We start from the raw sequence: 23,956 nt of genomic DNA, 5'->3' as shown, positions 1-23,956 counted from the left end.
AGATCAGGACCGGCGGAGCGTCAGCTTCCAGTTCCGGCGCGGCCCACGGATATCCACCGAACCGCACACCACTTTGCCGGTGAGAATGATGTGCGGGGTGCCGTCGGCCGGTGCGTCGCGGCGGTGATCGTCGGCGCTGCCCACGATCACCTCGACATCGTCGATCGACGCGCTGGCCCCTTCGGGCAGCCGGATCTCCACAGACCCGAATTTCATATCCAGCTCGATGACCACCATCGGACCGGCGAACCGGGCCCGGGTCAGGTCCAGCTCGACCGAACCCATCCGGCGCACCAGGGCCAGCCGGGTCGGCACCGTCCATTCACCCTGGCGTTTCAGCGAGCCGAGCACACCACGCAACTCGACGCGGTCGGTGGCGGTGGTGACGATCGCTCCTGGACCGGGCAGGTCGCCCACCAAGGCATCGAGGTCCGAATGAAGCCGGGCGTGCGACACCATCGCCGAGCGCTCCTCGAACTCGGCGATGTCGATCAGTCCGAGCGCGACGGCGTTGTGCAGCCGCCGCATCGTCCCGTTGCGATCGGCATCGGAGACGCGCAGGTCCACGGATTGTTCATTGATCCCTGTCATGGCAGGTTCAACGGTACCGCCGATCAGGCCAGGTAGGACGGGGGCAGGCCATCGAACATGGTCTTGCACATCCGCACCGCGTACTCCGAACTGCCGCCGCCGACGATCAGCGCCGCAAACGCCATGTCCCCGCGGTATCCGGCGAACCAGGAGTGCGAGCCACCCATGAACTCGGCTTCACCGGTCTTGCCGCGCACATCCCCGAGTCCGTTGAGGTCCTTGGCCGTGCCATTGGTCACCACCAGTCGCATCATCGGCCGCAATCCGTCGATCATCTTCGGGCTGATCGGGGTACCCGCGCGGTCGACCATGGTCTGGCGCCCCTCGATGAGTTGCGGCACCGGAGTCCTGCCCGCCGCGACCGTCGCGGCCGCCAGCGCCATGCCGAACGGGCTGACCAGCACCTTGCCCTGGCCGAAGCCATCCTCGGTGCGCTCGGCCAGGTCCACCGTCGGCGGCACCGAACCGGTCAGCGTGTTGATCCCGTCCACCTGGTAGTCGGTGCCGATGCCGTAACGGGCGGCGGCCTGGGTGAGACCGCGCGGAGGCATCCGGCTGGCCAGTTCACCGAAGGTGGTGTTGCACGAATTGGCGAACGCCCGTGACATCGGCACCGTACCGAGATCGAACGCGTCGTAGTTGGTGACGGTCCGGTGCCCGATGTCGAGCATGCCGGGGCACCCCAAAAGTGTGTTGGGCGTTGCCATGTCGCGCTCGATAGCCGCTCCCGCGGTGATCATCTTGAAGGTCGAACCGGGCGGGAACTGCCCCATGGTCGCGAGCGGTCCGGCGGCGTCGGCGGCCCCGTTCTGCGCGACCGCCAGGATCTCGCCGGTGGACGGTTTGATCGCGACGATCATCGCCTGCTTGCCCGTGGTGTTGACCGCGTTCTGCGCGGCGACCTGCACGGCGCGGTCCAGGCTGATGGTGATCGACGGTGCCGGATCGCCCGCCACCTCGTTGAGCACGTCGACGTCTACACCGTTCTGGTTGACCGTGACCACCCGCCAGCCCGGCTGCCCGTCGAGTTGGTCGGCCACCGACTTCTTGACCTCGTTGACGATCGCCGGCGCGAAAGTTTCGTCCGTGGGCAACATTTCGGGCTGCGGGGTGACGACGACGCCGGGCAGCCGGCCGATGGCGGGCGCGATCCGGTCGTTGTCGGCTTGCCTCAGCGTGATCAGGCCCATCGGCTGGGCCGACGCGCTGGCCTGCTCGGCGAGTCGCTGGGGATCGCCCAGGGCAGGATCGAAGCCCCGCAGCGCGTCGGCGACCGCCCGGGCCGTCGGCATCAGCGCGGAACCGGCCGCCCTGGCATCCAGTCCGTAGGCGTATATGTAGCCGGGGACCAGCACATCGGTACCGCCACGCTCGTTGACCGATGCCCGTCGCGGTGCGTCGGCCCGCAGCGCGAAGGTCTGGTGCTCACCCAGCCTCGGGTGCAGTCCGGTGGCACTCCAGCGCACCTCCCACCGGCCCTCCTCGCGGATCATGTTGAGCTGTCCGTCGTAGGTCCACGTGCGGTTCTTCGGCAGGTGCCAGGTGTAGCGGTAGGTAACGCTGCCGGTGTCTCCGGCGTACTTCGAACCCACGATCTGTGCGTCCAGTCCGGTGGCCTGCAAACCGCTCCACGCTTCACCGAGGGCGGTCTTGGCATCGTCGGGCCGGTCGGCCAGCGCCGCGGCAGCCGCGGTGTCACCAGTGGCCAGTGCCGCGAAGAACTGTTCGGCGGCGGGCTCGGGCCCGTCGGGCCGCGGGGTGCAGCCACTGAGCGCCGTTGCCCCGAGGACCGCGATGACCGTCAACAGGCCCGCGGTCCGTGTGACTGATGATGTTTGAGTTGCCATTGAGGCTGATGTTAGAAACGTGGACGCCTGTTTCGTCGGAGGCGCACCGATACCGAACCGAGACTGTGGTGAGACCGACCGGTTGCCCGCTTCAGGCGTCCAGGGCACTCAGCAGGATTTCCAGGCCGCGCCGGAACTCCTCATCGGGTGGCATGCCACCGGCCACCGCCGCGGTCTGCGCCAACAACGGATACTCGCTCGCCGGCAAACTCGCCAGCGCCTGAGTGCCCGGCCCGGCCAGGCTTCCCAGCATCTCGATCTCGAGCGCTCCGAAAATGTAGGCGAGCAGCGCCCGGAACGCATAGACCCGCCGCTTGCCGTCATATCCGGCGGCGGTGAGCACACCGAGCACGGATTCACCCCAGCGCAACGACGCCGGCGAGCGGTGCCGGTGTGTGAGTATCAGCGGCACCACCGCGGGATGCCGTGCGGCCGCGAGGCGCACACGCTCAGCGAGTTCGGCGAGCTGGTGTCGCGCCGATCCACGAGGCAACCCGGGATCGACCCCGTCGAGCACATGGTCCACCACCATCGCTTCGAGCTCGTCACGATCGGCGACGTACCGGTACAGCGACATCGTGCCCATGCCGAGTTGACGAGCGACCGCGCGCATCGACAACCCCGCCAGACCGTCGCCATCGACGACCGCCAGCGCGGCTGCGGCGACCTGGGTTTGACTGAGTGAACGTGGACGAGGCATGGCGATTGACAGCGTACATCGTACGGTTATAGCCTCATAGCGTAGGCGTACGCCGCACGCCAACAAGGAGGAGCCGTGACCGCATCCACCCCGCCCAATGCCCCCAGGACCATCGGCCAGTACCAATTCCTCAGTGTCACAGGCGAACACATCTCGGTGCCTGATCCACGGGGTCTGGTCCACCTGCAGTTCCGGCGCTTCGCGGGTTGTCCGATCTGCAATCTGCACCTGCAGTCCTTCGCCGCCCGGCATGCGGAGATCGACGCCGCCGGTATTCGTGAGGTGGCCTTCTTCCACTCCCCCGCCCCCGAATTGGCCGCGCACACAGCGGATCTGCCGTTCGCCACCGTCGCCGATCCGGACAAGGACGTCTACCGGAAGTTCGGCGTCGAATCCAGCCCCCGAGCCCTGCTCGACCCCCGCAGCTGGCCGGCCATCATCCGGGGCGGCGTGCTGACCCTGTGTGGGCGATTCCGCGCCCCGGCCGGCAGACAGGCCGGCGGGCGGCTCGGACTACCCGCGGATTTCCTGATCGCACCGGACGGCGTGGTGCTCGCGGCCAAGTACGGTGCACACGCCGACGATCAATGGTCGGTCGACGACCTGCTGGCACGGGCCGCCGCCGCACGGCGGTGACGCCAGAGCCGACAGCGCTCAGTCCAGCAAGATGGTGGCGAACGTGCCGACCTGCTCGAATCCGATGCGGGCGTACGTTGCCCGGGCCACCGTGTTGTAGCTGTTGACGTACAGGCTCGCGATGCGGCCCGAGGCCACCACGGCGGCCGCCAGCGACGCTGTCCCCGAGGTGCCGAGCCCGTGGCCGCGCCACTCCGGATGCACCCACACCCCCTGGATCTGGCCGACCGTGGGCGACTGCGACCCGACCTCGGCCTTGAACACCACCTCGCCGTGCTCGAACCGGGCCCACGCCCGTCCCGCGGCGATCAGGCCGGCAATGCGGCGACGGTAACCACGGCCGCCGTCCCCGAGTCGCGGGTCGACACCGACCTCGCCGATGAACATGTCGATCGCAGCCACCAGGTAGGTGTCGAGCTCCTCCATTCGCACCGGGCGGACCGCCGGGTCGATCATGCAGTGCGGCATCGAGTTCAGCGCCATCAATGGCTGTTGCTCACGGACGTCACGGGCGGTACCCCACACCGATTCCAGCCGCCGCCACATCGGCAACACGAGTTCGGCACGGCCGACCACAGACGAGCAGCGCCGCGCGGTGCTCATCGCCTTGTCCGAGAACGCCTTGAGGTCCTCGGCGTCACCGCGCAGCGGGATCAGATTGGGCCCGGCGTAGCACAGCGACTCAGTGACACCGCGTCGCGTCCACAGTTCCCCGCCGATCGCGCCGTGTTCGACACCGAACTCGGCGACGCGCGCGGCAACCATGCACGACCCCACCGGGTCCTCGTCGAACACCGGCAGACAGGGGGTGGCGTCACGCACCACGGAAACTCGTCGCTCGTCGACGAGTCGGAACAGCGGCGGTGCCGACATTGGCGATTCCCTCTGCTCAAGCCAAGGCTGGGTGACCCCGCTCACAGGGTCGCTATCAGCTTACGGTCACCACTGGCGAACCGCTCGGATGATCGGACCCGCCGTCCGGGCTTGTTTCGGCAGCCAGGCGCATGGCCTCTTCGATCAGTGTCTCGACGATCTGCGCCTCGGGCACGGTCTTGATGACCTCACCCTTGACGAAGATCTGCCCCTTGCCGTTGCCCGAGGCAACGCCGAGGTCGGCCTCGCGGGCCTCACCCGGACCGTTGACCACACAGCCCATCACGGCGACCCGCAGCGGGACGTCGAGCCCGTCCAGGCCCGCACTCACCGCATTGGCCAGCGTGTACACGTCGACCTGCGCCCGTCCGCAGGACGGGCAGGACACGATCTCCAGGCCACGCGGTCGCAGGTTCAGCGACTCCAGGATCTGATTGCCGACCTTGACCTCTTCGGCCGGCGGCGCCGACAGGGACACCCGGATGGTGTCGCCGATGCCCTGCGACAGCAATGCGCCGAACGCCACCGCGGACTTGATGGTGCCCTGGAAGGCCGGGCCGGCTTCGGTGACACCGAGGTGCAGGGGGTAGTCGCACTGGGCGGCGAGCTGGCGGTACGCCTCGACCATGATCACCGGATCGTTGTGCTTGACGCTGATCTTGATGTCGCCGTAGCCGTGCTCCTCGAACAGCGACGCCTCCCACAGCGCGGATTCGACCAGAGCCTCGGGGGTGGCCTTGCCGTACTTCTGCATCAACCGTGGATCCAGCGAGCCGGCATTGACGCCGATGCGGATCGGGATGCCCGCGTCGCCGGCGGCCTTGGCCACCTCTTTGACCCGGCCGTCGAACTCTTTGATGTTGCCGGGGTTGACGCGCACGGCCGCGCAACCGGCGTCGATCGCGGCGAAGATGTACTTGGGCTGGAAGTGGATGTCGGCGATCACCGGGATCTGGCTGTGCCGCGCGATCTCGGCGAGCGCATCGGCGTCCTCCTGCCGGGGGCAGGCCACCCGCACGATGTCGCAGCCGGAAGCGGTCAGCTCGGCGATCTGCTGCAGCGTCGAGTTGACATCGTGAGTCTTGGTGGTGCACATGGACTGCACCGCGATCGGGTGCTCGCTGCCGATACCGACGTCACCCACCATGAGCTGACGGGTCTTGCGCCGCGGCGCCAGGGTCGGCGCCGGGGGTGCGGGCATTCCCAAACCGATGGACGTCATGTTGTGGGATCTCCTACTGGAAGATGCTGAGTGGGTTGACCAGGTCGGCCGTTACGGTCAGCAACGTGTAGCCGAGGACGACCGCCAACACCAGGTACGTGGCCGGCATGAGCTTGAGGTAGTTGACCGGGCCTGCGGCGGCTTTGCCGCGGGCCGCACGGAACATGTTGCGGAGTTTCTCGTACGTCGCCACCGCGATGTGGCCGCCGTCGAACGGTAGCAGCGGTACCAGATTGATCGCACCGAGCACAAAGTTCAACTGCGCCAGGAAGAACCAAAACGCCACCCACAACCCGGCCTCGACGGTCTCGCCGCCGATGATGCTTGCGCCGACGACGCTGATCGGCGTTTCCTTGTCGCGCTCACCGCCGCCGATGGCCTCCACCAGGGCACCGATCTTGGTGGGGATCTTGGCCAGCGACTTGCCCAACAAGACGACCATGTCCCCGGTGAACGAAGCCGTCGCCGGCACCCCGGCGATCGGGCTGTACGGGGTGGGCGGCTTGACCTCGACCGCGCTGACGCCGATCGCGCCGACGGTGGCGGGCGCCTTGGCGTCCGCGCTGGTGAACCGCTGCGTCTGGGTGACGTCAACGACCTTTGTGATGGTCTGGCCGTCACGTTTGAGCTCGATGGTCACCGGGCCGTTGAGCTTGCGGATCGCAGCAGCCATCTGGCTGAAATCGGAGACCTTGGTGTCGCCGACCTTGACGATTTCGTCGCCGGCCTGGATGCCGGCCAGAGCAGCAGGCCCGGGACCCGCGCACTCACCCATCTTGTCGAGACTCACTTGTGCTGCAACACAACCGGTTTCGCCAACGATGGCGGTGGTCGGCGCAGTGATGTTGGGCAGGCCCCAGGTGATCGCGATGGCGTAGAGGAGCACCAGCCCGATGATGAAGTTCATCCCAGGCCCGGCGAACAACACCGCGACGCGCTTCCACACCTTCTGCTTGTACATCGCATACGGCCGGTCTTCGGGTGCGATCTCATCGACCGACGTCATGCCGGCGATGTCGCAAAAGCCCCCCAGCGGGATGGCCTTGATGCCGTACTCGGTCTCCCCCAACTTGTTGGGGCGCCGCGTCGACCACAGCGTCGGGCCGAAGCCCACGAAGTAGCGACGCACCTTCATCCCGGTGGCGCGCGCTACCCACATGTGCCCGCATTCGTGCAGTGCCACCGAAACCAGGATGGCCAGCGCGAACAGCGCGATGCCGATAACGAACATCATTTGGTGACGAGCCCTTTTCTCATGGATTTCTCCTCAACGATGCGCCGAGCCGTCTCCTTGGCCCAGCGCTGCGCGTCGAGTACTTCTTCCACGGTAGCGGGTTCGGCAGCCCACTGGTCGGCAGCGTGCAACACGGCACCGACGGTGTCGACGATCGCCGGGAACGGGATCCGGTCCGAAAGGAACGCTTCGGCCGCTTCTTCATTGGCCGCGTTGTAGACCGCGGTCAGGCAGCCGCCGCGCGTTCCGGCCGCCCGCGCCAGATTCACCGCGGGGAACACCTCGTTGTCCAGCGGTAGAAATTCCCAGGTCGAGGCGGTGCTGAAGTCACAGGCCAGGGCCGCGCCGGCAACCCGCCCGGGCCAGCCCAGCGCCAGCGCGATCGGCAGTTTCATGTCCGGCGGGCTGGCCTGAGCCAGCGTCGAGCCGTCGGTGAAGGTGGCCATCGAGTGCACGATCGACTGCGGATGCACCACGACCTCGATGCAGTCGTAGTCGATACCGAACAGGAGATGGGTTTCGATCAACTCCAGGCCCTTGTTGATCAGGGTCGCCGAGTTCAGCGTGTTCATCGGGCCCATCGACCAGGTCGGATGCTTGCCGGCCTGCTCCGGGGTGACCGATTCGAGGTCAGCGGCCGACCATCCGAGGAACGGCCCGCCGGACGCGGTGAGCACGATCTTGGCGACCTCGTCGGCGGTGCCGCCGCGCAGGCACTGGGCCATCGCGGAATGTTCGGAATCCACCGGAACGATCTGCCCGGGGGCGGCGGCCTTGAGCACCAGCGGCCCACCGGCGACCAGTGACTCCTTGTTGGCCAGGGCCAGGCGCGCGCCGGTGGCCAGGGCGGCCAGCGTAGGCGCCAGGCCCAGTGCCCCGACCAGCGCGTTGAGCACCACATCGGCCTCGGTGTTCTCGACCAACCGGGTGACCGCGTCGGGCCCGGCATAGGTCACGTCGCCGATCTTGTCCGCGGCGGCCGCATCGGCTACCGCGATGTTCGTGACGCCGGTCGCGGCGCGCTGGGCGGCGAGCAGGTCGGGGTTGCCCCCACCGGCCGCCAGCCCGACGACCTCGAACCGGTCCGGATTGGCCGCGATGACGTCGAGCGCCTGGGTGCCGATCGATCCGGTACTGCCGAGGATCAGCACGCGCTGTCGCGCTGGGGAATCGCTCACCAGTCCATTGTGCCGCGCTGTGACCGGGGCCCCTAATGCGTCCGGGCCGACGGGTCGGCGGTGGCCTCGATCTTGAGCACCAGCCCGTCGCGGATGGTCAGTACCACGACTGCGAACAGCCGGCGCCGGTCGTACGCCAGCAGCACAGGCTCGGCCGCGCACACCACCGTCGCCCCCGGCCCGAGGTAGCGGAGCAGGTTTGTCGCGACGTCCTGGCGGCCGTGGTTGACCTGACGCAGGGCCGGGGCGGTGAGCACCGTGCCGACACCCCAGACACTCGGGTCGAGCACCGAGGCCAGCGCCTCCACGTCGCCGTTGGCGCACGCGGTGATGAACGCATCGGTCACCTGTCGGTGCTCGTCGGCGCTGACCTCGCCCAGCGTCGGCGCGGCGCCGGTCACCTTCGTCCGGGCCCGACGCGCCAGCTGGCGGCACGTTCCGACCGGGCGTCCCACTGTGTCGGCGACGTCGTCGAACGGGATCCGGAAGATGTCGTGCAATACGAACGCGACGCGCTCGCCGGGACTGAGCCGGGTGAGCACCGCCAGGAGCGCCGAGCCGACCTGGTCGTCGAGCGTGACGCGGTCTGCCGGGTCGGAGCCGACAGCCGCGGTGGTGTCCAACACGGCCGAGCCGTCGGGGCGTTCGAATCGGGCCCGGGCGGACCGCAGGACATCCAGCGACAGGCGGCCGGCCACCACGGTCAGCCACGCCCGGACATCGTCGAGCTGTTCCCGATCGGTACGGGCCAGCCGCAGAAACGCCTCCTGCGCGACGTCCTCGGCATCGCCGATGTCGCCCAGCATCCGGTAGGCGAGGTTGACCAGATATGGGTGGTGGTCGCGCCACGCCGCCTCGAGACCAACAGATCCGTTCATGTGTTTACGACGAATCCGGGGTCCGGAAAGTTACCGGATCCTCGATCCGACTTCCGTTGTAACTTTTTGGACGGCCGCCCCGTCCTTGATCGCATGAACACAATTCTCGTCACGGGCGCAACCGGCAATGTCGGCCGCCCGCTCGTCTCCGAACTCGTCCATGCCGGTGCCCGCGTACGCGCCGTCACCCGCAATCCTGAAGCCGCCGGGTTCCCGCCCGGTGTCGAAGCGGTGCCATCTGCTGCCGACGGTATGGCAGGCGCATCGGCGGTCTTCCTCAATTCCCGGGCGCTGGGGCAGGAACTGGCCGCAACGGTCGAACTGGCCCGCACCGCCGGGGTGCACCGCCTTGTCGCGTTGTCGGCGATCAACGCCGATGACGACGACTCCCGGCAACCGTCACGCGTGCGCGGGGACCGCAACCGCGAAGTCGAGCAGCTGGCCGTGGCCTCCGGACTGGAGTGGGTCAGCCTGCGCCCCACGGTGTTCGCGTCCAACTTCGCCGGCATGTGGTCGGCGCAGATCCGGGCCGGCGATGTGGTGAATGGTCCTTATGCGAGCGCTTCGACCGCGGTGATCGTCGACGCCGACATCTCCGCGGTCGCCGCGGTCGCTCTGCTGACCGACGACCTTGTCGGACAACGTATCCCGATGACCGGGCCGCAGGCGCTGACCAACACCGAACTGGTGGCCACCATCGGGCGGGTACTGGGACGGCCGCTGCACTACCGCGAGGTGCCCACCGACGTGGTGCGGCAGCGGTTCGTCGACCTGGGCTTTCCGGCCGCGTTCGCCGATGCCTACATGGGCCTGTTGGCCGACACGGTCGAACGGCCCGCGCTGGTCACCCATGAGGTGGACAAGATTCTCGGCCGGCCGGCCACGCCGTTCGCCGATTGGGTAGCCGACAACGGTGAACTTTTCGCCAATAGCTGAGGAGGACAAGACATGTCAGAACACGCGACCGATCCGCACCCACCGCGTTGGCTGAAGCCGATGAACAAGTTCATGATGGCCGTGCAGCGCCTCGGCATCCCGACCGGGCCGGCGATGGTGCTGACCGTTCCGGGCCGCAAGACGGGCAAACCCCGCAGTACTCCGATGACACCGTTCGACCACAACGGCGGGCTCTACACGGTGGCGGGCTACCCCAGCTCCGACTGGGCGGCCAATGCCCGTGCTGCCGATACCGGAACCCTGACCCGGGGCCGACGGTCACGGATGGTCAGGATCGTCGAACTCACGCCGGACCAGTCGCGTCCGGTGCTGCGAGCGTTCGCGGTCAAGGTTCCGGTCGGTGTCGGCTTTGCCAAGCGCAGCGGCCTGGTGGCCGACGGCACACCCGACGAATTCGAGGCACTGGCAGGGCGTTTGACGGTGTTCCGGTTCGATCCGGCCTAGCTTGCGCCGCGGATTGCAGTCACCATCGAGCAGTGATCCGCGGCACAGAGCTTGGCACGGCGGGCACCTGGCCGGCTAAGAGGATCGGCCCGCGGAGACCGGGCCGACGGCGCGGCGGATCGAGATGTCGCCGGAACCGGTGCGGGCCTGCAGCTTGAATGTCTGGTCGCCGTCGACCGGGCCGTCCGAGGACTGCAATCCGTTGTCGACGGTGCCGGAGTGGGTCTTGAGTTCGAGCCGTGCTGCGGTGCCCTCCGGGATGCCGACTTCGACGTCACCGCTGCCGGTTTGCGCGCTCAGCGCACCGCTGACCGCGGCAGTGACCGTGACAGAACCCGACGCGGTCTGATGCTTGACGTGACCGCGCATCGTCCCGACGGTGAGGCTGCCGCTGGCCGCCTGGAACTTGATGTCCCCGTCGAGACGATCGATCGCCGCCTCGCCGGACGCTGTGGCGATCCGTGCATTACCCGCCAGATCACCGACTGTTACATCTCCGGATGCGGTGTCCGCCTTGATGTTTCCCGCGACGGTCGCCACCCGGATCGCGCCGCTGGCCGAGGCGAATCGGCAATCCGAGTAGACGCCGTCCGCGGTGACATCGGCCGATGCCGAGGAAAGGTCGAGGCGTGAGCGCGCGGGCAGGGCGATGTCGACGCAGACCGCTCCCCCGCGTCCCAGTGACAGCACCTTTCGGCCCGTCGTCACCACGAGCGTGCCGTCGTGGAAATCGATGCGCGCCTGCTCGGCCGCCCGTACATCGGACGGTCGTTCGGGGTCACGCGGCCTGATGTCGACGACGGTGTCGTCACGGCCGGTAGCCGCCAGGTGCACGGCACCGGCCACCACCTCGACGACGGCGGTGATGGGTTCAGGGGTGCGGAACGTGCTCATCGGTTTCTCCTTCGATCGGTTCAGCGGACCCAGCCGCTGAAGCTTTTTCCTGTAAATCGGGTCTGGCTCCCGGCTCCACCGAGGGCTGCCGCAACGGAACGCACCAGCCAGGCGTTCACCGACACACCGTCGCGTCGGGCGGCGCCTTCCACCCCGGCGCGCAGGCTCTCCGGGAGTCGTAGTGACACGCGCCAGGTACCGCCGTCGCCGTCGTCGGGGACGTCCACGACGGGCGGCGCGGGAGCGTCGGCCTCCGCGGGCTGGACCGTGAACTCGGGGTCACGCCCGTTGAGCCGGACATGGACGGATCCGGGGGCGAGTTCACGCGTGATCTGCTCGGCGGCCTCGGAAAGGGCCTCCAGCAGGGCCAGACGCAGCGCGGATTCCAGCGGCGCGGTCAGTCGCTGGGCCAGCGCCTCGGCTTCGGACCCACCCGCCTCCGCAGCCACACCGAGTTCGTGCCGGACACCGTCGACGTACGGTTGTAAATCCATGGTGTCATGGTGACATCATTTTGACGTCATTTCAAGCATCATGTTGACGCTGCGCTCAGGCGGATGAACTCTGCGCCATCGCCAGACCCACGATGAGCGGCTATGACACCTTCGCGATGACGGTTTCCGCGAACCGCTCGATGGGACCCCGGAACCGGTCGACGCCGGTGGCGCCGTTGGGCATCGAGAGCCAGGGCGCACACATCACCGCGGTGATGCCGAGATCCTCGGCCCGCCGGTACAGATCCGGCGAGGGCGGATCCAGCAGCGCCAGGATGATGTCGAACGGCTCGTGCTCGCGCCCATATTCGCGGCGAAGTTCGGCCAGCCGGGCGGTGTAGCGGGCGGCCTGCTCCAGGGTGTACGCGTAGCCGATCCAGCCGTCGCACGTGCGGGCCGCGCGCCGCAGCGCCGTCTCGGATTCACCGCCGCACAGGATCGGCACCGGCGCAGGCGGGTGCGGTTCGATCATCATCTCGGGAACCGAGTAGTAGTGCCCTTCGTACGACACCCAGCCGCCCCGCCACAGTTCGCGCAGGGCCGGGATCATCTCGTCGAGCCGTTTCCCGCGAGTGTCGAAATCCTGGCCAAGGAGCTCGAACTCCTCCCTCATCCAGCCGACGCCCACGCCGAGGGACACCCGCCCACCGGAGATCACCGCGGCCGTCGCCACCTGCTTGGCAACCTCAAGCAACGGACGCGCCGGTGCCACGTAGATGGCGTTGGAGAAGCGCAGCCGGCGGGTGAGGGCAGCCATCGCACCGATCAGAACCCAGGAGTCCGGCCAGCCGGTCTCGGGCCCCCACGGCGGCTTACCGGTCGATGAATCCGGGTAGGGCGAGGACAGTTCACGCGGGTAGATCATGTGATCCGAGCACACCATGCCGTGGTAGCCGGCCTCATCGAGCAACGGCGCCACCGCCAGCGCGTCGGTGGTGTCCATGAATGCCGTACCGCTCCAAAACTGCATCTGCGACCTTCCGTGTATTCCGGTGTGCTCATGGGCAGCATGGACACATGCCCACGCTGCTCTGGTTTCGGCGAGACCTGCGGTGCCACGACCATCCCGCCCTGCTGGAGGCCGCACAACAAGCCGGCGAGGTACTGGCCTGCTACGTGCTCGATCCGCGCCTGGAGGCATCCTCGGGTGCGCGTCGCCTGCAGTACCTGTACCGGACGTTGCGCGAGTTGTCCGACAACCTCGACGGAAATCTGCTGGTGACTCGCGGCCGACCCGAGCAGCGGATTCCGGCGCTCGCCCGGGCCATCGGCGCCACCTCGGTGCACGTCTCGCAGGACCACTCGCCGTTCGGTCGGCGTCGCGATGACACGGTCCAGGCGGCCCTCGGCGAGATCGCCCTGTGCGCAACAGGATCGGGCTATCTGGTGTCGCCCGGGGAGATAACCAAGTCGGATGGAGCACCGTATCGGGTCTTCACGCCGTTCTTCCGCGCCTGGCGCCGGCACGGCTGGGCAACTCCTGCGGATTCCGGGCCCGATTCCGCGCGCTGGATCGACCCCGCGAACATACCCGGCGACGCCTGTGGACGCGTCGAAATACCTTCTGTCACAGATGAACTGAAGTTCGAAGTGGGCGAACACGCGGCGTGGTCGCAGTGGCGGGAATTCGTGGCGGAGGAATTGGCCGACTACCCGGCCCGGCGCGACCGCCCCGACCTCGACGCCACCAGCCGGATGTCGGCGCACCTCAAGTTCGGCGCCATCCACCCACGCACCATGGCCGTCGACCTCGCCTCCGGCGATGAGGCCTACTTGCGGGAGCTGGCCTTCCGCGATTTTTATGCCGCGGTGCTGCACCACTGGCCCCACAGTGCGTGGCAAAACTGGAACCGCGATTTCGACGCGATCGAAGTGGACGACGACGAGGCGGCCCAGCAGGCATTCGAGGCGTGGAAGGACGGCCGGACCGGCTTCCCGATCGTCGATGCCGGGATGCGTCAGCTCGCCTCGACCGGGTTCATGCACAACCGGGTGCGCATGATCGTGGCCTCGTTCCTCGTCAAGGACCTGCATCTGCCGTGGCAATGGGGGGCGCGCTGGTTTCTCGACCAGTTGATCGACGGCGATCTGGCCAACAACCAACACGGGTGGCAGTGGGCGGCCGGTTGCGGCACCGACGCCGCACCCTACTTCCGCGTTTTCAATCCGGACCTGCAGGGCGCCAAGTTCGACCCCGATGGCGACTACATCCGACGCTGGATCCCGGAGTTGGCCGATGTCGTGAGTGTGCACAAACTCGGTGCCGGTCGGCCGAGGTCGTATCCGGAACCGATCGTCGACCACACCGAGGAGCGGCAGGAGGCGCTGCGGAGGTACCGGCGCCTGGGTTGAACCCCCAGGGCTGGCGTACGACACAGCGTCGTATGCCAGAATGTGCGCAAGCCAGAAGCCAGTTCGATCCGGAGGAGCAACCGTGGCCAGCACCGAAGTGGAGCGCAACAACGGCGTCGACGTCGAGGAAGTGCCGTCCGCAGCGTGGGGCTGGTCGGATCTGAACATCAAGGTGATCCACATCGGCGGCATCCTGTCCGCGATCTTCCTGCTGGTCATGATGCACGGCAACCACATCGGACACGTCGAGAACTGGTTCCTCATCACGTTCGCGGCGTTCATCTTCCTGGCCGTGTTCCGCAACATCTGGATGCGTCGCCGCGGCTGGATCCGCTAGCCGCACATCCCACCCGTCGGCCCTACAACCGGGCCGACACGGCGATCGTCGTGTCCATCGTTCGCATCGGACGGATCAGCCCCTCCTGAGCGAATGACGCCAGCAGCTCGCCGTCCTCGGTGTGCACCTGACCGCGGACATATGACATCCCCTGTCCGGCCGCGGTGCTCTCGTGGCTGTAGAGCAGCCAGCCATCCCACTCCACGGCTTCGTGAAAGCTGACCGACGTCGACAGCACCGCCGTGGACACCGTGGCGTGCGCCTGCGCTGTACCGACCCCGCGATGTGGCCGCATGGTGGTCGAGATGCCGAGTTGCCCGGTGAAGTACGCCAGCAGTGCCTTGGCGAGGTCGTCACGTTCGGGGATGGGGTCGTAGCGCAGCCAGGCATAGAGTTCGGGCGGCCCCACCTCCTCGGGGCTGTTGACGTCGACCACGTCGACGAGGCGCAACTCGTGGCCGACCATGGCCCGTCCGGCCGGGTTGGCATCATCGGGCGTTTCGACGTCGGGCCGCAATGCGTGGTGACAGACGACGTCGCCCGCCGGCACATCGGCCAGGACCGTCACGGTCGCGCACAGCCGTGCATTCTGGGCGACGGCCACCACCGCTGTCGCCGTCGAACGGCCCTCGTGCACCACATTGACCGAAAGCTCCACACTGGAGTCGATTCCGACCGGCTTGGTGAAGACCGCATGCGCTGAACGAATCAACTTGTCCGGAAATCGCTTTGCCACTGCGACGATGGCCTGGCCCAGCGCTTGCGCACCTTTGGCCACCTGCCTGCCGTCGGTTCCGGCCGGTCCGGTGACGCCGACGAACCGGTCCGGCCCGACTTGCGTCACATCGAACAGCTCGAGCAGGCCGGCGACCGACGCCTGTTCCGGCATCAACACACCGGCACCAGGTCGGCGTCGAGCAGGCCCGCGGACCGCCCACCCCGGAACAGCGCCTCCACCCGCCCAACCGACCCCGGATCCGCCCCGGCCACCGCCAACGCGTGGGCCTTGAACGCCAGTGCCGCCGCGCTCGGCCGGTACTGCACGCGGTCCACGGCCCCGCCGAGTCCATCGGGGCCGTGCGCCCCGAAAAAGATCACGTCGGCACCGGGGTTGTGCACGGTGAGCCCATGGTCACCGGATTCGAAGCGATCGGTGTCGATCGCCGTCATCGCCACCGTATCCGCCCCGGCCGACCGCCACAGGCCGTTCAGGCCAACGGCTTTCACCCCGAGGATCCGCAGTGCACGCTCGTCTGCGCAGTCGTCGGCGGCGACGCTGACGCGCCAGCCCGCCATCGCCCGGTCGAACAGCCATCCGCCGATGCCCGACACCATGCCGGCGACGTCGACGGCCACCACGTTGAGTTCGTACTGCATGGCCTTCTCGGTTTGCACCCGCGGCCGGGCGAGCGGGCCCATAAGAGAAACCGTGCCGAGCACATTGCCGTGCGCTCCGGACAACTGTGCGGACATTCCTGACTGTAGGGACATAGGGCATCCAATCCGGGTCCAAAGGGCTGATCGGCCGACACTCTCGACGGAGGTGTTGCGGGGTGGCCCGCCTCACTCAACAGCGTGACATTCTCAAGAGAATCTGTAAAGCTTCTATCTTGACGCAACTATCGACCGCGCGAAAGGCCACCGCTGCGTCACGTAGACGCGCCCGCGTCCAGCAAGTCAGCCAAAATGGAGGTGCCGCAATGAGTCTCGTTGCAGGGCGGGGTCCGTTCAGTACACAACCGGCCGGTTGGTTCACACCCCCGCTCGCTGCCGGCACGGTCTACGTGGAACCGCACCCGCGCCGTATTCAAGCTTTCCGCGGCGACGTCGCCGTACTCGACACCGAACACGCTGTGATGGTGCACCGCGCCGGTCACCCACTCAGTTATGCGTTTCCCGGCGATGAGGTCGGCGGCCTTCCGCAGGCGCCGGTAGCCGAGGCACCGGGATACGTGGCGGTGCCCTGGGACGCCGTCGACACATGGTTCGAAGAGGGCCGCAAGCTCGTCCACTACCCGCCGAACCCCTACCACCGGGTCGACTGCCGGCCGACCCGCCGCGGTCTGCGGGTGACGGCCGCCGAGACCGTACTGGTCGACACCGACGACACGGTGATCGTCTTCGAGACAGCTTTGGAACCGCGGCTGTACGTGGACCCCGCCCGGGTCCGCACCGATCTCCTGCAACCCAGCCCGACCACGTCGTACTGCAACTACAAGGGCACCGCCACCTACTGGTCGGCAGTCGTCGGCGACACCGTCATCACCGACGTGGCGTGGAGTTACCCCGACACCCCACCGGAGTCCCTGCCCATCCAGGGATTCCTCAGCTTCGACGACACGCGCGCAGACATGCTCGCCGAACTCCCCTCGTCCGGGACGTCGGCGACGTGCGGCTGCGAGCTCTGACCACATCTGGAATACCGAGGAAGGCGAACAGCATTGGGCATCGTGACCACCAGTTCCGAAACGGCGTTCACGCAATCCGCGGAGGAGGTCTACGACTTCGTCACCAACCCGGCGAATTGGGTGAAGACCTACCCGGGCAGCGCACACGTCGGCGGATTACCCGACCGGCTGCCGCTGGAGGTCGGCGACACCTGGACCGAGGCCGGACCCGATGGTACGCAGATCTACACCTGGCACCTGGCGATCGCCATGCGACCGCGAATGTGGGTGTTCAACTCGGTTGGCCGGCTCGGCCACGATGGTGACGGCAACGGCGGTAAGGAAGGCCGCATCACCGTCCAGTATCAGTTCACCCGCCCGGGCAACGACATCACGCTGTTCAGCCGCACGATGACCATCGAGGCCTACAAGGATGCCCCGCTGCCGGATGCGCTGTTCCGCGTGGTCAATCCGGCCAACATCGATGCCTATCACGCCGCGGTGGCTCGGGAGCTGGCGCTGAGCCACGAATCAAGCGACCGCGGCTGAGCCGCGCATCAGGCTAGCGCCGCACCGCCCTCGAAATCGTCGGACAGCGCAGCCGCCAGCTGCAGTGTGCGTCGCCGGAATGCGGGCCGCAGCAGGTCGAAATGGATCTCGGTACCCGCGGCGATGTGCTTGTCCCACGGCAACACGAACACGCGGCCCGGGGCGACATGCTTCTGGAACTGATGCACAAGGTCACCGGTGTTCACGTTGGGTTTGCGGGGCCCGACATGGTTGACCACGACGCAGGAGCGGTTCAGCAGATCCTGGTAGCCGTTGTGCCGCAGCCAGTCCATCGTCACCGCTGCCTGGCGGGCACCATCGATCGAGGCGCTGGCCACGATGACCGCGCTCGAAACCGTCGACAGCACACCGCGGCCCGCCGGGGCGAACATGTCGGCCGCGCAGTCGGCCAGCACCAGGTTGTAGTGCTTGGAGACCGCGGCGGTCGCCGCGTTCCAGTCCGCGTCGTTGAAGGCCCGGCTGGCGCCGCTGTACTCATCGCTGGACAGCACCTCGAGCTTCGACTCGTTCATGCTGGTGTAGGCGCGCACATCGTTGTAACGCGACAGGTCCTTGGCGGCCAGGAGATCGCTCACCGTCGCCGCAGACTGCCGTCCGACGCGGTCGGCCAGGTTGCCCCCGGCCGGGTCGGCGTCGAGGGCCAGAATCCGATCGCCCCGAACGGCACTCAGCACCGATCCGAGCGCCACGGTGACGGTGGTCTTGCCCACGCCACCCTTCAGGCCGAAGACACCGATCTGGTGGGATTCGCGCGCCGTGCGGCGCACCCTGGCGTAGAGATCCAGTTCGTACAGTTCGTCGCGGGAAAGCCCGAGGTTGAGGCGGGTGGTGACGTAGACCGCCCGCCGCCAGCCGCGTCGTGGCTGCATCTTGACCGAGGAGCGCACGCCGACGCGGGAGAGATTGTCGATGGCGCGCGGCTCGCCGGGAGCGGCGGCCGGGAGCGGCTGTTCCAGGATCCAGCTCCCGGCTGAGGACGACCCGCTGATCGGGCGGCCAGGAACCGGCGGGAGCTTGGTGGTGATCTCCGCTTCGCGTGGGGCGGCGAAATTCGAGGTCAAAACGATAGGAGGAGTCGATACCCTGGCATCGCCGTGGCGGGACCGCCCGTTCGGCAGCGCCGCGACCGGTCCGCCCAGCAAGGCGTCAAGTCCGCCGTATGCCAGAGGTTCCCTGGCGTGTTTGGCGTCCCCGGAGTACATGAGCCGGTCGTCGTCGGCCGACATAGTTACCTCTCAATCGCTCACTCGCTCCCGACGTGCCCGGGTTGACCCTTCGGGCGTGCCGGAGCCATCGTCGCACCGGTCGCACCGATTTGTGCATGCGAGATCCGGATAGAACAGACCTGCATTATTGCCCACAACGTCGATCACAACCACCGCCGAGCTGACCAGCTACCGCATCATCCATGCAGCGCACGGCGCAGCGCCGCGCCCTGTAATGCGAAAAGTTGCTGGCTGACCTCCCACTCGGGAAGCAACGAATCGAATCCATGGCACGTCCCGGGAAACAGATGCAGTTCGGTGGCAACGCCCTCGGTCAACAACCTGCGCGCGTAGTCGAGTGCCTCGTCGCGCAGCGGATCGAGTTCCGAACACGTGATCAGTGCCGGCGCCACACCGGTCAGGGTCGCGGCCCGGGCGGGCACGGCCGCCTCCGGAACGTCCCTGCCGCCCGCGTAGTGCCGCCACATCGCTACGGTCGCCGGGCCGTCGAAGCCCGGGGTGTCGGAGAACTCCTGCTTGGACCGGGTGGGACGGTCGTCGAGTACCGGCTGGTGCAGTGCCTGGAACACGACCGGCGGTGCCGAGCCGGCCGCGGCGTGCTGCGCCAGCAGTGCGGCCAGCGCGCCGCCTGCGCTGCTGCCGGCCACTGCGATGCGGCCCGCGTCGATGTCGAGTTCGCCGGCCAGCGTGGCCGCCCAGTTGAGCACCACCATCGCGTCGTCGAACCCGGCCGGATACGGGTACTCGGGCGCCAACCGGTAGTCCATCGCGATCACCGTGCATCGGGCCCGCCGCGCCAATTCCACGCATTGGATCTGGTCGGTGTCGAGGTTGCCCAGGACGAAACCACCGGAATGGCAGTAGACCACCGCGGGTGACGGCGACGGCCCACCCCGATAGATCCGCACCGGGATGGTGCGCCGTCCGAGTGCGACGCGGGCCCCGACGATCTCTACCCCCGGCGTGTCCAGGACCTGCGCGGCATCGCGGCGACGCTGATCCAGCGAGGTACGCACAACGCCCAGCTGCTCAGTGGTCAGATCGGTCCGGGCCTCGGCAAACCCTTGCAACGCGGGGTCGAGGCGCTCCAGCCAGGCCATGGCTCAGCCGTCCGTCCGATCGGCGGCCGCGGTGACCGGGGCCGGGTAGTTGGTGGGCGGTTCGAAAGTGTAGTCCGCCGCCCGGAACCGGCGGGTCATCGACCAGAAGACTCGGGCGCTGCGCGGCCATTGGGTGACCACCCGGCCGCTGGGCGCCCGGAAATAACTGCTGCACCGGGTCAGCCACACTGTGCCCTGCATCCACCTGTCGATGTCGGCGAGAAATGCGGCCATCGCACTGGGACGCACCGCCACATATGACTTACTTTTGCGCCGAAGGTGTTTCAGTGCCCGCACCACGTAGCGGGCCTGCGCCTCCAGGATGAAGATGACGCTGTTGGAGCCGACGTTGGTGTTGGGCCCGTAGAGCATGAAGAAGTTCGGGAAGCCGGGCACCGTCATTCCCAGGTAGGCGAATGCCCCGTCACGCCACGTGTCGTGCAGCGACACCCCGCCTTCGCCGGTCACCTCGATCTGCCCGAGGTAATCGGCGGCCGCATAGCCGGTGGCGCACACCACCACATCGACGTCGAGTACCCGACCGTCCTCGGTGACCAGCGATCGGGCCCGCAGCGCGCGGGCCGGACTGGACACCACCTCGACGTTGGATCTCGTCAGGGTGGCGATGAAATCGGGCGAGAACACCAGCCGCTTGCACCCGAGTGGATGGTCCGGGGTCAGTTGGGCCCGTAATTCCTCGTCGGCCACGGTCGATTCGAGGAGGTTGAGCGCCAGCGCCTTGAACTGCTGCGTCTTGTCGCTGCCGTTCTCGATGACCGCGATGTTGGACTCACTGCGCAGCCACAGCCGGGTTCGGTAGGCCTTCTTCGCGAACGGCACATGGGCGAACAGCCAGCGTTCCCGCTCGGTGTAGGGGCGGTCGGGTTTGGGCAGCACCCAGGTCGCCGAGCGTTGCACCGAGTACACCTTCTCGGCAACTTTCGCCATTTCCGGAACTACTTGGGAGGCAGTCGATCCGGTGCCGAGCACGGCCACCCTGGCGCCGTCGAGCGCGACGCTGTGATCCCAGTTCGCGGTGTGCATGACGGTGCCGGTGAACGGCTCCTCAGCCGGCAGGTCCGGTTGCAGCGGTTGGGTGAACAGGCCGATCGCCGACACCACGATGTCGAATCGGTGCTGCACACCCGACCCCGTGGTCAGCACCCAGCTGTTGTCATCGGCGTCCCACCGCGCCGAGGTGATCTCGGTGTTCAGGTGTAGATGCGGACCCAACCGATAGCGCTCGGCGCACCGCTCGAAGTACTCCAGGATCTCCGGTTGCCCCGCCCACAGCCGGCTCCAGTCGGCATTGAGCTCGAACGAATACGAGTACAGGTGCGACTTCACGTCACAGGCCAGACCCGGGTAGGTGTTGATCCGCCAGGTCCCGCCGACCCCGTCTTCGCGGTCAAAGATGATGAAATCGTCGAAACCGGCCTTTTTCAGGAAGATTCCGAGCGCCAGTCCACCCGGACCGGCCCCGATGATCCCCACCGAGGGTGAACTCGACATTCGACCTATCCGATCTGCAGACATTGGCCGCCGTCGACAAGGAGCTCGGAACCGGTGATGAACGCCGCCTGGTCCGACAGCAGAAACGCCACCGCATCGGCGATTTCGGTCGGCTTGCCCAGGCGGCCCAGCGTCGCCCGGTCCACCAGCCGGGCCCGGGTCGACTCGTCGAGCATCGGTGTCTCGACCGGTCCGGGGAACACCGCGTTGACCCGGATCCCGTCGCGGCCCAGCTCGGCCGCTGCCAGCTGGGTGAGCCCGCGCAGTGCCCACTTGGATGACCCGTACGCGGCGTGGTGCGGGAACGGGCGGACCGCACCGGTGCTGCAGGTGTTCACCACGGCAGCACCCTCGGCCTGCCGCAGCGGCTCGAGGGCCGCCTGCAATCCCAGGAACGGGCCCAGACAGTTGACCCGCCAGGAGCCTTCGAAACCGGCCGGCGTTTCCTCGGCGATCGACGCCCGGTGCAGCACCCCGGCGTTGTTGACCAACGCGTTGAGCCCACCGAACCGTCCGACGGTGGCCTGCACCGCCGCCTGCCACTGCTCGGCCGAGGTCACGTCCAACCCGACAGCCAGCACGTTGTCACCGAACTCGGCTGTGTTGGAGGATAGTTCGTCGATCAGAAGATCGGCCGCGGTCACCCGGTAGCCGTCGGCCACCAGTCGACGGACAATCGCCGCACCCTGGCCGCGGGCGGCCCCGGTCACCAATGCGGCACGGCTCCCCGGCCCTGCTCCTGCGTTCAGTTGTAGCCTCCTCGTTCGGTGCCGGTCGCGGCCTCCCCTGTTGCGGATGGGCCACCGGCATTTCCTGTTGCTTCGTTGAGGTGCTCGGTGGCACCGCGGCGTAGTGCCTGTGATTCCGAGGCCAGCGTGATCATCTGGAAGCCCAGCGCTGCCGCGGTCTTTCCGAGTTTGCCTGCCCCGGCATGGATTCCGATGACCAGGCCGGCCGCCTGGGCGGCAGTTCGGATCACGACCATCGCCGCCCGCACCTCGGGGTGTGTCCAGGCGTCGGAAAGCCGATATCCCATGGAGATGGCCAGGTCGGCCGGGCCGACGTAAATCCCGGTGAGTCCCGGCACCGCACAGATCTCCTCGGCCGCGGCCAGGCCCCGCGCCGTCTCGATCATCGCGAACACGCTCACCCGGGCCTCCAGCTCTGCGGTGTCGTGTCCAAGGGCGGCCCGCAACGGCCCGAAGCTGCGCACCCCGGCCGGCGCATACCGGGTGGCCGCCACCGCTGCGGCGGCCTGTTCGGCCGATTCCACCATGGCGATGATCACCGCGTCGGCACCCGCGTCGAGCACCCGGCCGATCGGTGCGGGATCGGCCGACGGCAGCCGCACCGCGGTCGCGATCGGCACATGCTCGAGCCGGCGCAGCAGCAGGGCCACGTCGGCGTCGTCGAGATATCCGTGCTGCACGTCGAATCCGACGTAGTGGTAGCCGGCCGCGGCGAACTCCTCGGGACCGAGGATCGTGGGCCCGACCACCCAGCCACCCCAGACCTGGGCATTGGCGGCCAGCGCGTCCTGAAGTCGGCTGGGGCTCATCGGGTGATCGCGATCTTGACGCGTTCGGGCACCGGGCGGCACGCGAAGTCGAATGCCGCCTGCACGTCGTCCGAACCGAAGGTGTGGGTCACATAGCTTTCCAACAGGTCGGGATGCGCGCGGGCGAACTCGTCGGCCCGGCGTAGCACGCGCTGACGGTCCAGGGTGACACCGGATTTCAGCGTGAGGTTGTTGCGGAGCATGGTGCGCATGCTGATCGGGTAGCTGTCGTCATCGGGCACGCCGAAGTAGAACACCGTGCCTCCGAACGCGGCGGCTTCCAAAGCGTGGTTGAGCGTGGCGACCTGATGCCCCACGGTCTCGATGACGATCTCAGGCTTACCGGTGCCCGCCAGATGCCGCACCCAGCGGTCGCTCGTGGCCCGGACCGGGGTATCGACGCCGAACTGTGTCCTCACCGAGGAGCGGTCCACCGGATCGACACCCGTCACCTGCGCGGCGCCGAAAGCCTTTGCCACGTAGGAGAACAGCAGCCCGATCGAACCCTGCCCGATGACCGCGACGTGGCGGCCCGTGACGTCGGGTAACTGTTCCATGGCGTAGAGCACGCACGCCAGCGGCTGCAGGCCGACAGCCAGCTGCGGGGACAGCGTCGGGTCGTAGGACACCAGCCCGGCGCCGTCGGCGACCACGCGGCCCATCAGACCGTCGAAACCCGACGCCCAACCGACCACCCGGTCCCCCGGTGCGTGGTCCGGATGGCGGCTGGCCAGTACCTCACCGACGATCTCGTGGATCGGGAAGCCGATCATCTCCGCCGCACAGGGTCCGGTGTCACCGGGCAACTTGCCCTGGGTGCCGCGGAATCCGGGGAGGTCGCTGCCGCAGATCCCGGCGGCCAGGAAGTCGAGCAACACCTGCCCGTCGGTCAGGGATTCTGCCGATGGCTCTGAGACCTCTTGCCGCTCAAACGTATACGGAGCGACGAGCCGGTAAGTCCACACG

26 protein-coding genes are annotated in these 23,956 nt (G+C 67.6%); 7 read left to right on the top strand and 19 right to left on the bottom strand.

Translation table 11 applies throughout. The annotated features are described in order from the left end of the window. Positions 1-3: 3 nt before the first annotated feature. The 3 genes from AB0I14_RS05355 to AB0I14_RS05345 all read right to left on the bottom strand — a co-directional run bounded on the left by AB0I14_RS05355 (position 4) and on the right by AB0I14_RS05345 (position 3,138). Positions 4-591 (bottom strand): DUF1707 domain-containing protein, encoded by a 588-nt coding sequence (locus tag AB0I14_RS05355; protein ID WP_358017022.1) that lies wholly within the window; start codon positions 589-591, stop codon positions 4-6. Between the two features lie 23 nt (positions 592-614). Then, positions 615-2,438, bottom strand: coding sequence for a penicillin-binding transpeptidase domain-containing protein (locus tag AB0I14_RS05350; RefSeq protein WP_358017019.1), 1,824 nt, complete (start codon positions 2,436-2,438; stop codon positions 615-617). Between the two features lie 91 nt (positions 2,439-2,529). Further along, the gene (locus AB0I14_RS05345) at positions 2,530-3,138 is read right to left on the bottom strand and encodes a TetR/AcrR family transcriptional regulator C-terminal domain-containing protein (RefSeq protein WP_358017016.1); all 609 of its coding nucleotides are present in this window, start codon (positions 3,136-3,138) and stop codon (positions 2,530-2,532) included. Positions 3,139-3,213: 75 nt separating this feature from the next. Between AB0I14_RS05345 and AB0I14_RS05340 the strand changes: the two genes are divergently transcribed. Then, positions 3,214-3,774, top strand: a complete 561-nt coding sequence (locus AB0I14_RS05340) for a peroxiredoxin-like family protein (RefSeq protein ID WP_358017013.1) — start codon at positions 3,214-3,216, stop codon at positions 3,772-3,774. Positions 3,775-3,792: 18 nt separating this feature from the next. On the opposite strand, the gene AB0I14_RS05335 is transcribed toward AB0I14_RS05340, so the two are convergent. The 5 genes from AB0I14_RS05335 to sigI are packed head-to-tail and all read right to left on the bottom strand — an operon-like array spanning position 3,793 to position 9,159. After that, positions 3,793-4,647, bottom strand: coding sequence for a GNAT family N-acetyltransferase (locus tag AB0I14_RS05335; protein ID WP_358017010.1), 855 nt, complete (start codon positions 4,645-4,647; stop codon positions 3,793-3,795). A gap of 55 nt (positions 4,648-4,702) precedes the next feature. After that, positions 4,703-5,869, bottom strand: a complete 1,167-nt coding sequence (gene ispG / locus AB0I14_RS05330) for a flavodoxin-dependent (E)-4-hydroxy-3-methylbut-2-enyl-diphosphate synthase (RefSeq protein ID WP_358017007.1) — start codon at positions 5,867-5,869, stop codon at positions 4,703-4,705. A 13-nt stretch (positions 5,870-5,882) separates the two neighbouring features. Next, positions 5,883-7,103, bottom strand: coding sequence for a M50 family metallopeptidase (locus AB0I14_RS05325; RefSeq protein ID WP_358017004.1), 1,221 nt, complete (start codon positions 7,101-7,103; stop codon positions 5,883-5,885). After that, positions 7,100-8,284, bottom strand: a complete 1,185-nt coding sequence (dxr, locus tag AB0I14_RS05320; protein ID WP_358018963.1) for a 1-deoxy-D-xylulose-5-phosphate reductoisomerase — start codon at positions 8,282-8,284, stop codon at positions 7,100-7,102. The genes AB0I14_RS05325 and dxr overlap by 4 nt, the downstream gene beginning before the upstream one ends. Positions 8,285-8,313: 29 nt before the next feature. Further along, positions 8,314-9,159 carry an RNA polymerase sigma factor SigI gene (gene sigI / locus AB0I14_RS05315; protein WP_358016997.1) on the bottom strand — a complete coding sequence of 282 codons (846 nt, stop codon included), beginning with the start codon at positions 9,157-9,159 and terminating at the stop codon, positions 8,314-8,316. A 93-nt stretch (positions 9,160-9,252) separates the two neighbouring features. On the opposite strand from sigI, the gene AB0I14_RS05310 reads away from it, so the two are divergent. Further along, positions 9,253-10,095, top strand: coding sequence for an NAD(P)H-binding protein (locus tag AB0I14_RS05310; protein ID WP_358016994.1), 843 nt, complete (start codon positions 9,253-9,255; stop codon positions 10,093-10,095). A 12-nt stretch (positions 10,096-10,107) separates the two neighbouring features. After that, entirely contained in the window at positions 10,108-10,560 is a 453-nt protein-coding gene (locus tag AB0I14_RS05305) for a nitroreductase family deazaflavin-dependent oxidoreductase (protein ID WP_358016991.1), read from the top strand. Positions 10,561-10,635: 75 nt separating this feature from the next. On the opposite strand, the gene AB0I14_RS05300 is transcribed toward AB0I14_RS05305, so the two are convergent. The 3 genes from AB0I14_RS05300 to AB0I14_RS05290 all read right to left on the bottom strand — a co-directional run bounded on the left by AB0I14_RS05300 (position 10,636) and on the right by AB0I14_RS05290 (position 12,918). Beyond that, positions 10,636-11,454 (bottom strand): DUF4097 family beta strand repeat-containing protein, encoded by an 819-nt coding sequence (locus AB0I14_RS05300; RefSeq protein ID WP_358016988.1) that lies wholly within the window; start codon positions 11,452-11,454, stop codon positions 10,636-10,638. A gap of 20 nt (positions 11,455-11,474) precedes the next feature. Further along, positions 11,475-11,948, bottom strand: coding sequence for a histidine kinase (locus AB0I14_RS05295; RefSeq protein WP_358016985.1), 474 nt, complete (start codon positions 11,946-11,948; stop codon positions 11,475-11,477). A gap of 100 nt (positions 11,949-12,048) precedes the next feature. Beyond that, positions 12,049-12,918, bottom strand: coding sequence for a TIGR03619 family F420-dependent LLM class oxidoreductase (locus AB0I14_RS05290; protein WP_358016982.1), 870 nt, complete (start codon positions 12,916-12,918; stop codon positions 12,049-12,051). Between the two features lie 47 nt (positions 12,919-12,965). On the opposite strand from AB0I14_RS05290, the gene AB0I14_RS05285 reads away from it, so the two are divergent. After that, positions 12,966-14,300, top strand: coding sequence for a deoxyribodipyrimidine photo-lyase (locus tag AB0I14_RS05285; RefSeq protein ID WP_358016979.1), 1,335 nt, complete (start codon positions 12,966-12,968; stop codon positions 14,298-14,300). Between the two features lie 82 nt (positions 14,301-14,382). After that, entirely contained in the window at positions 14,383-14,637 is a 255-nt protein-coding gene (locus AB0I14_RS05280) for a DUF2631 domain-containing protein (RefSeq protein ID WP_358016976.1), read from the top strand. Between the two features lie 22 nt (positions 14,638-14,659). Here the strand turns inward: AB0I14_RS05280 and AB0I14_RS05275 are convergent, their stop codons facing one another. Together AB0I14_RS05275 and AB0I14_RS05270 are read right to left on the bottom strand one after the other, a co-directional pair. After that, positions 14,660-15,526: an acyl-CoA thioesterase domain-containing protein gene (locus tag AB0I14_RS05275; protein ID WP_358016973.1), complete on the bottom strand. Its 867-nt coding sequence runs from the start codon at positions 15,524-15,526 to the stop codon at positions 14,660-14,662. Next, positions 15,526-16,110, bottom strand: a complete 585-nt coding sequence (locus AB0I14_RS05270) for a hypothetical protein (RefSeq protein ID WP_358016970.1) — start codon at positions 16,108-16,110, stop codon at positions 15,526-15,528. Before AB0I14_RS05270 ends, AB0I14_RS05275 begins: the two co-directional genes overlap by 1 nt. A 227-nt stretch (positions 16,111-16,337) precedes the next feature. Between AB0I14_RS05270 and AB0I14_RS05265 the strand changes: the two genes are divergently transcribed. After that, the gene (locus AB0I14_RS05265; protein WP_358016967.1) at positions 16,338-17,045 is read left to right on the top strand and encodes a DUF427 domain-containing protein; all 708 of its coding nucleotides are present in this window, start codon (positions 16,338-16,340) and stop codon (positions 17,043-17,045) included. Positions 17,046-17,078: 33 nt separating this feature from the next. After that, entirely contained in the window at positions 17,079-17,573 is a 495-nt protein-coding gene (locus AB0I14_RS05260) for an SRPBCC family protein (protein WP_358016964.1), read from the top strand. An 8-nt stretch (positions 17,574-17,581) separates the two neighbouring features. Here AB0I14_RS05260 and AB0I14_RS05255 read toward each other — a convergent pair whose 3' ends face one another. The 6 genes from AB0I14_RS05255 to AB0I14_RS05230 form a co-directional block, all read right to left on the bottom strand. Further along, positions 17,582-18,820, bottom strand: a complete 1,239-nt coding sequence (locus tag AB0I14_RS05255) for a MinD/ParA family protein (RefSeq protein WP_358016961.1) — start codon at positions 18,818-18,820, stop codon at positions 17,582-17,584. 176 nt (positions 18,821-18,996) lie between these two features. Then, positions 18,997-19,920, bottom strand: a complete 924-nt coding sequence (locus AB0I14_RS05250) for an alpha/beta hydrolase (protein WP_358016958.1) — start codon at positions 19,918-19,920, stop codon at positions 18,997-18,999. A gap of 3 nt (positions 19,921-19,923) precedes the next feature. Further along, the gene (locus AB0I14_RS05245) at positions 19,924-21,456 is read right to left on the bottom strand and encodes an NAD(P)/FAD-dependent oxidoreductase (protein ID WP_358016955.1); all 1,533 of its coding nucleotides are present in this window, start codon (positions 21,454-21,456) and stop codon (positions 19,924-19,926) included. Then, on the bottom strand, positions 21,438-22,142 hold the full coding sequence (locus tag AB0I14_RS05240; RefSeq protein WP_358016952.1) for an SDR family oxidoreductase: 705 nt from the start codon (positions 22,140-22,142) through the stop codon (positions 21,438-21,440). The genes AB0I14_RS05245 and AB0I14_RS05240 overlap by 19 nt, the downstream gene beginning before the upstream one ends. A gap of 35 nt (positions 22,143-22,177) precedes the next feature. After that, a complete protein-coding gene (locus AB0I14_RS05235; RefSeq protein ID WP_358016949.1) occupies positions 22,178-22,990 on the bottom strand; it encodes an aldolase/citrate lyase family protein in 813 nt (270 codons plus the stop codon). Then, positions 22,987-23,955: a zinc-binding dehydrogenase gene (locus AB0I14_RS05230; protein WP_358016946.1), complete on the bottom strand. Its 969-nt coding sequence runs from the start codon at positions 23,953-23,955 to the stop codon at positions 22,987-22,989. Before AB0I14_RS05230 ends, AB0I14_RS05235 begins: the two co-directional genes overlap by 4 nt. Position 23,956 lies beyond the last annotated feature (1 nt).

Source organism: Mycobacterium sp. NPDC050441 (assembly GCF_040655355.1).
Classification (GTDB): domain Bacteria; phylum Actinomycetota; class Actinomycetes; order Mycobacteriales; family Mycobacteriaceae; genus Mycobacterium.
This window is presented reverse-complemented; position numbering and strand designations above follow the sequence as displayed.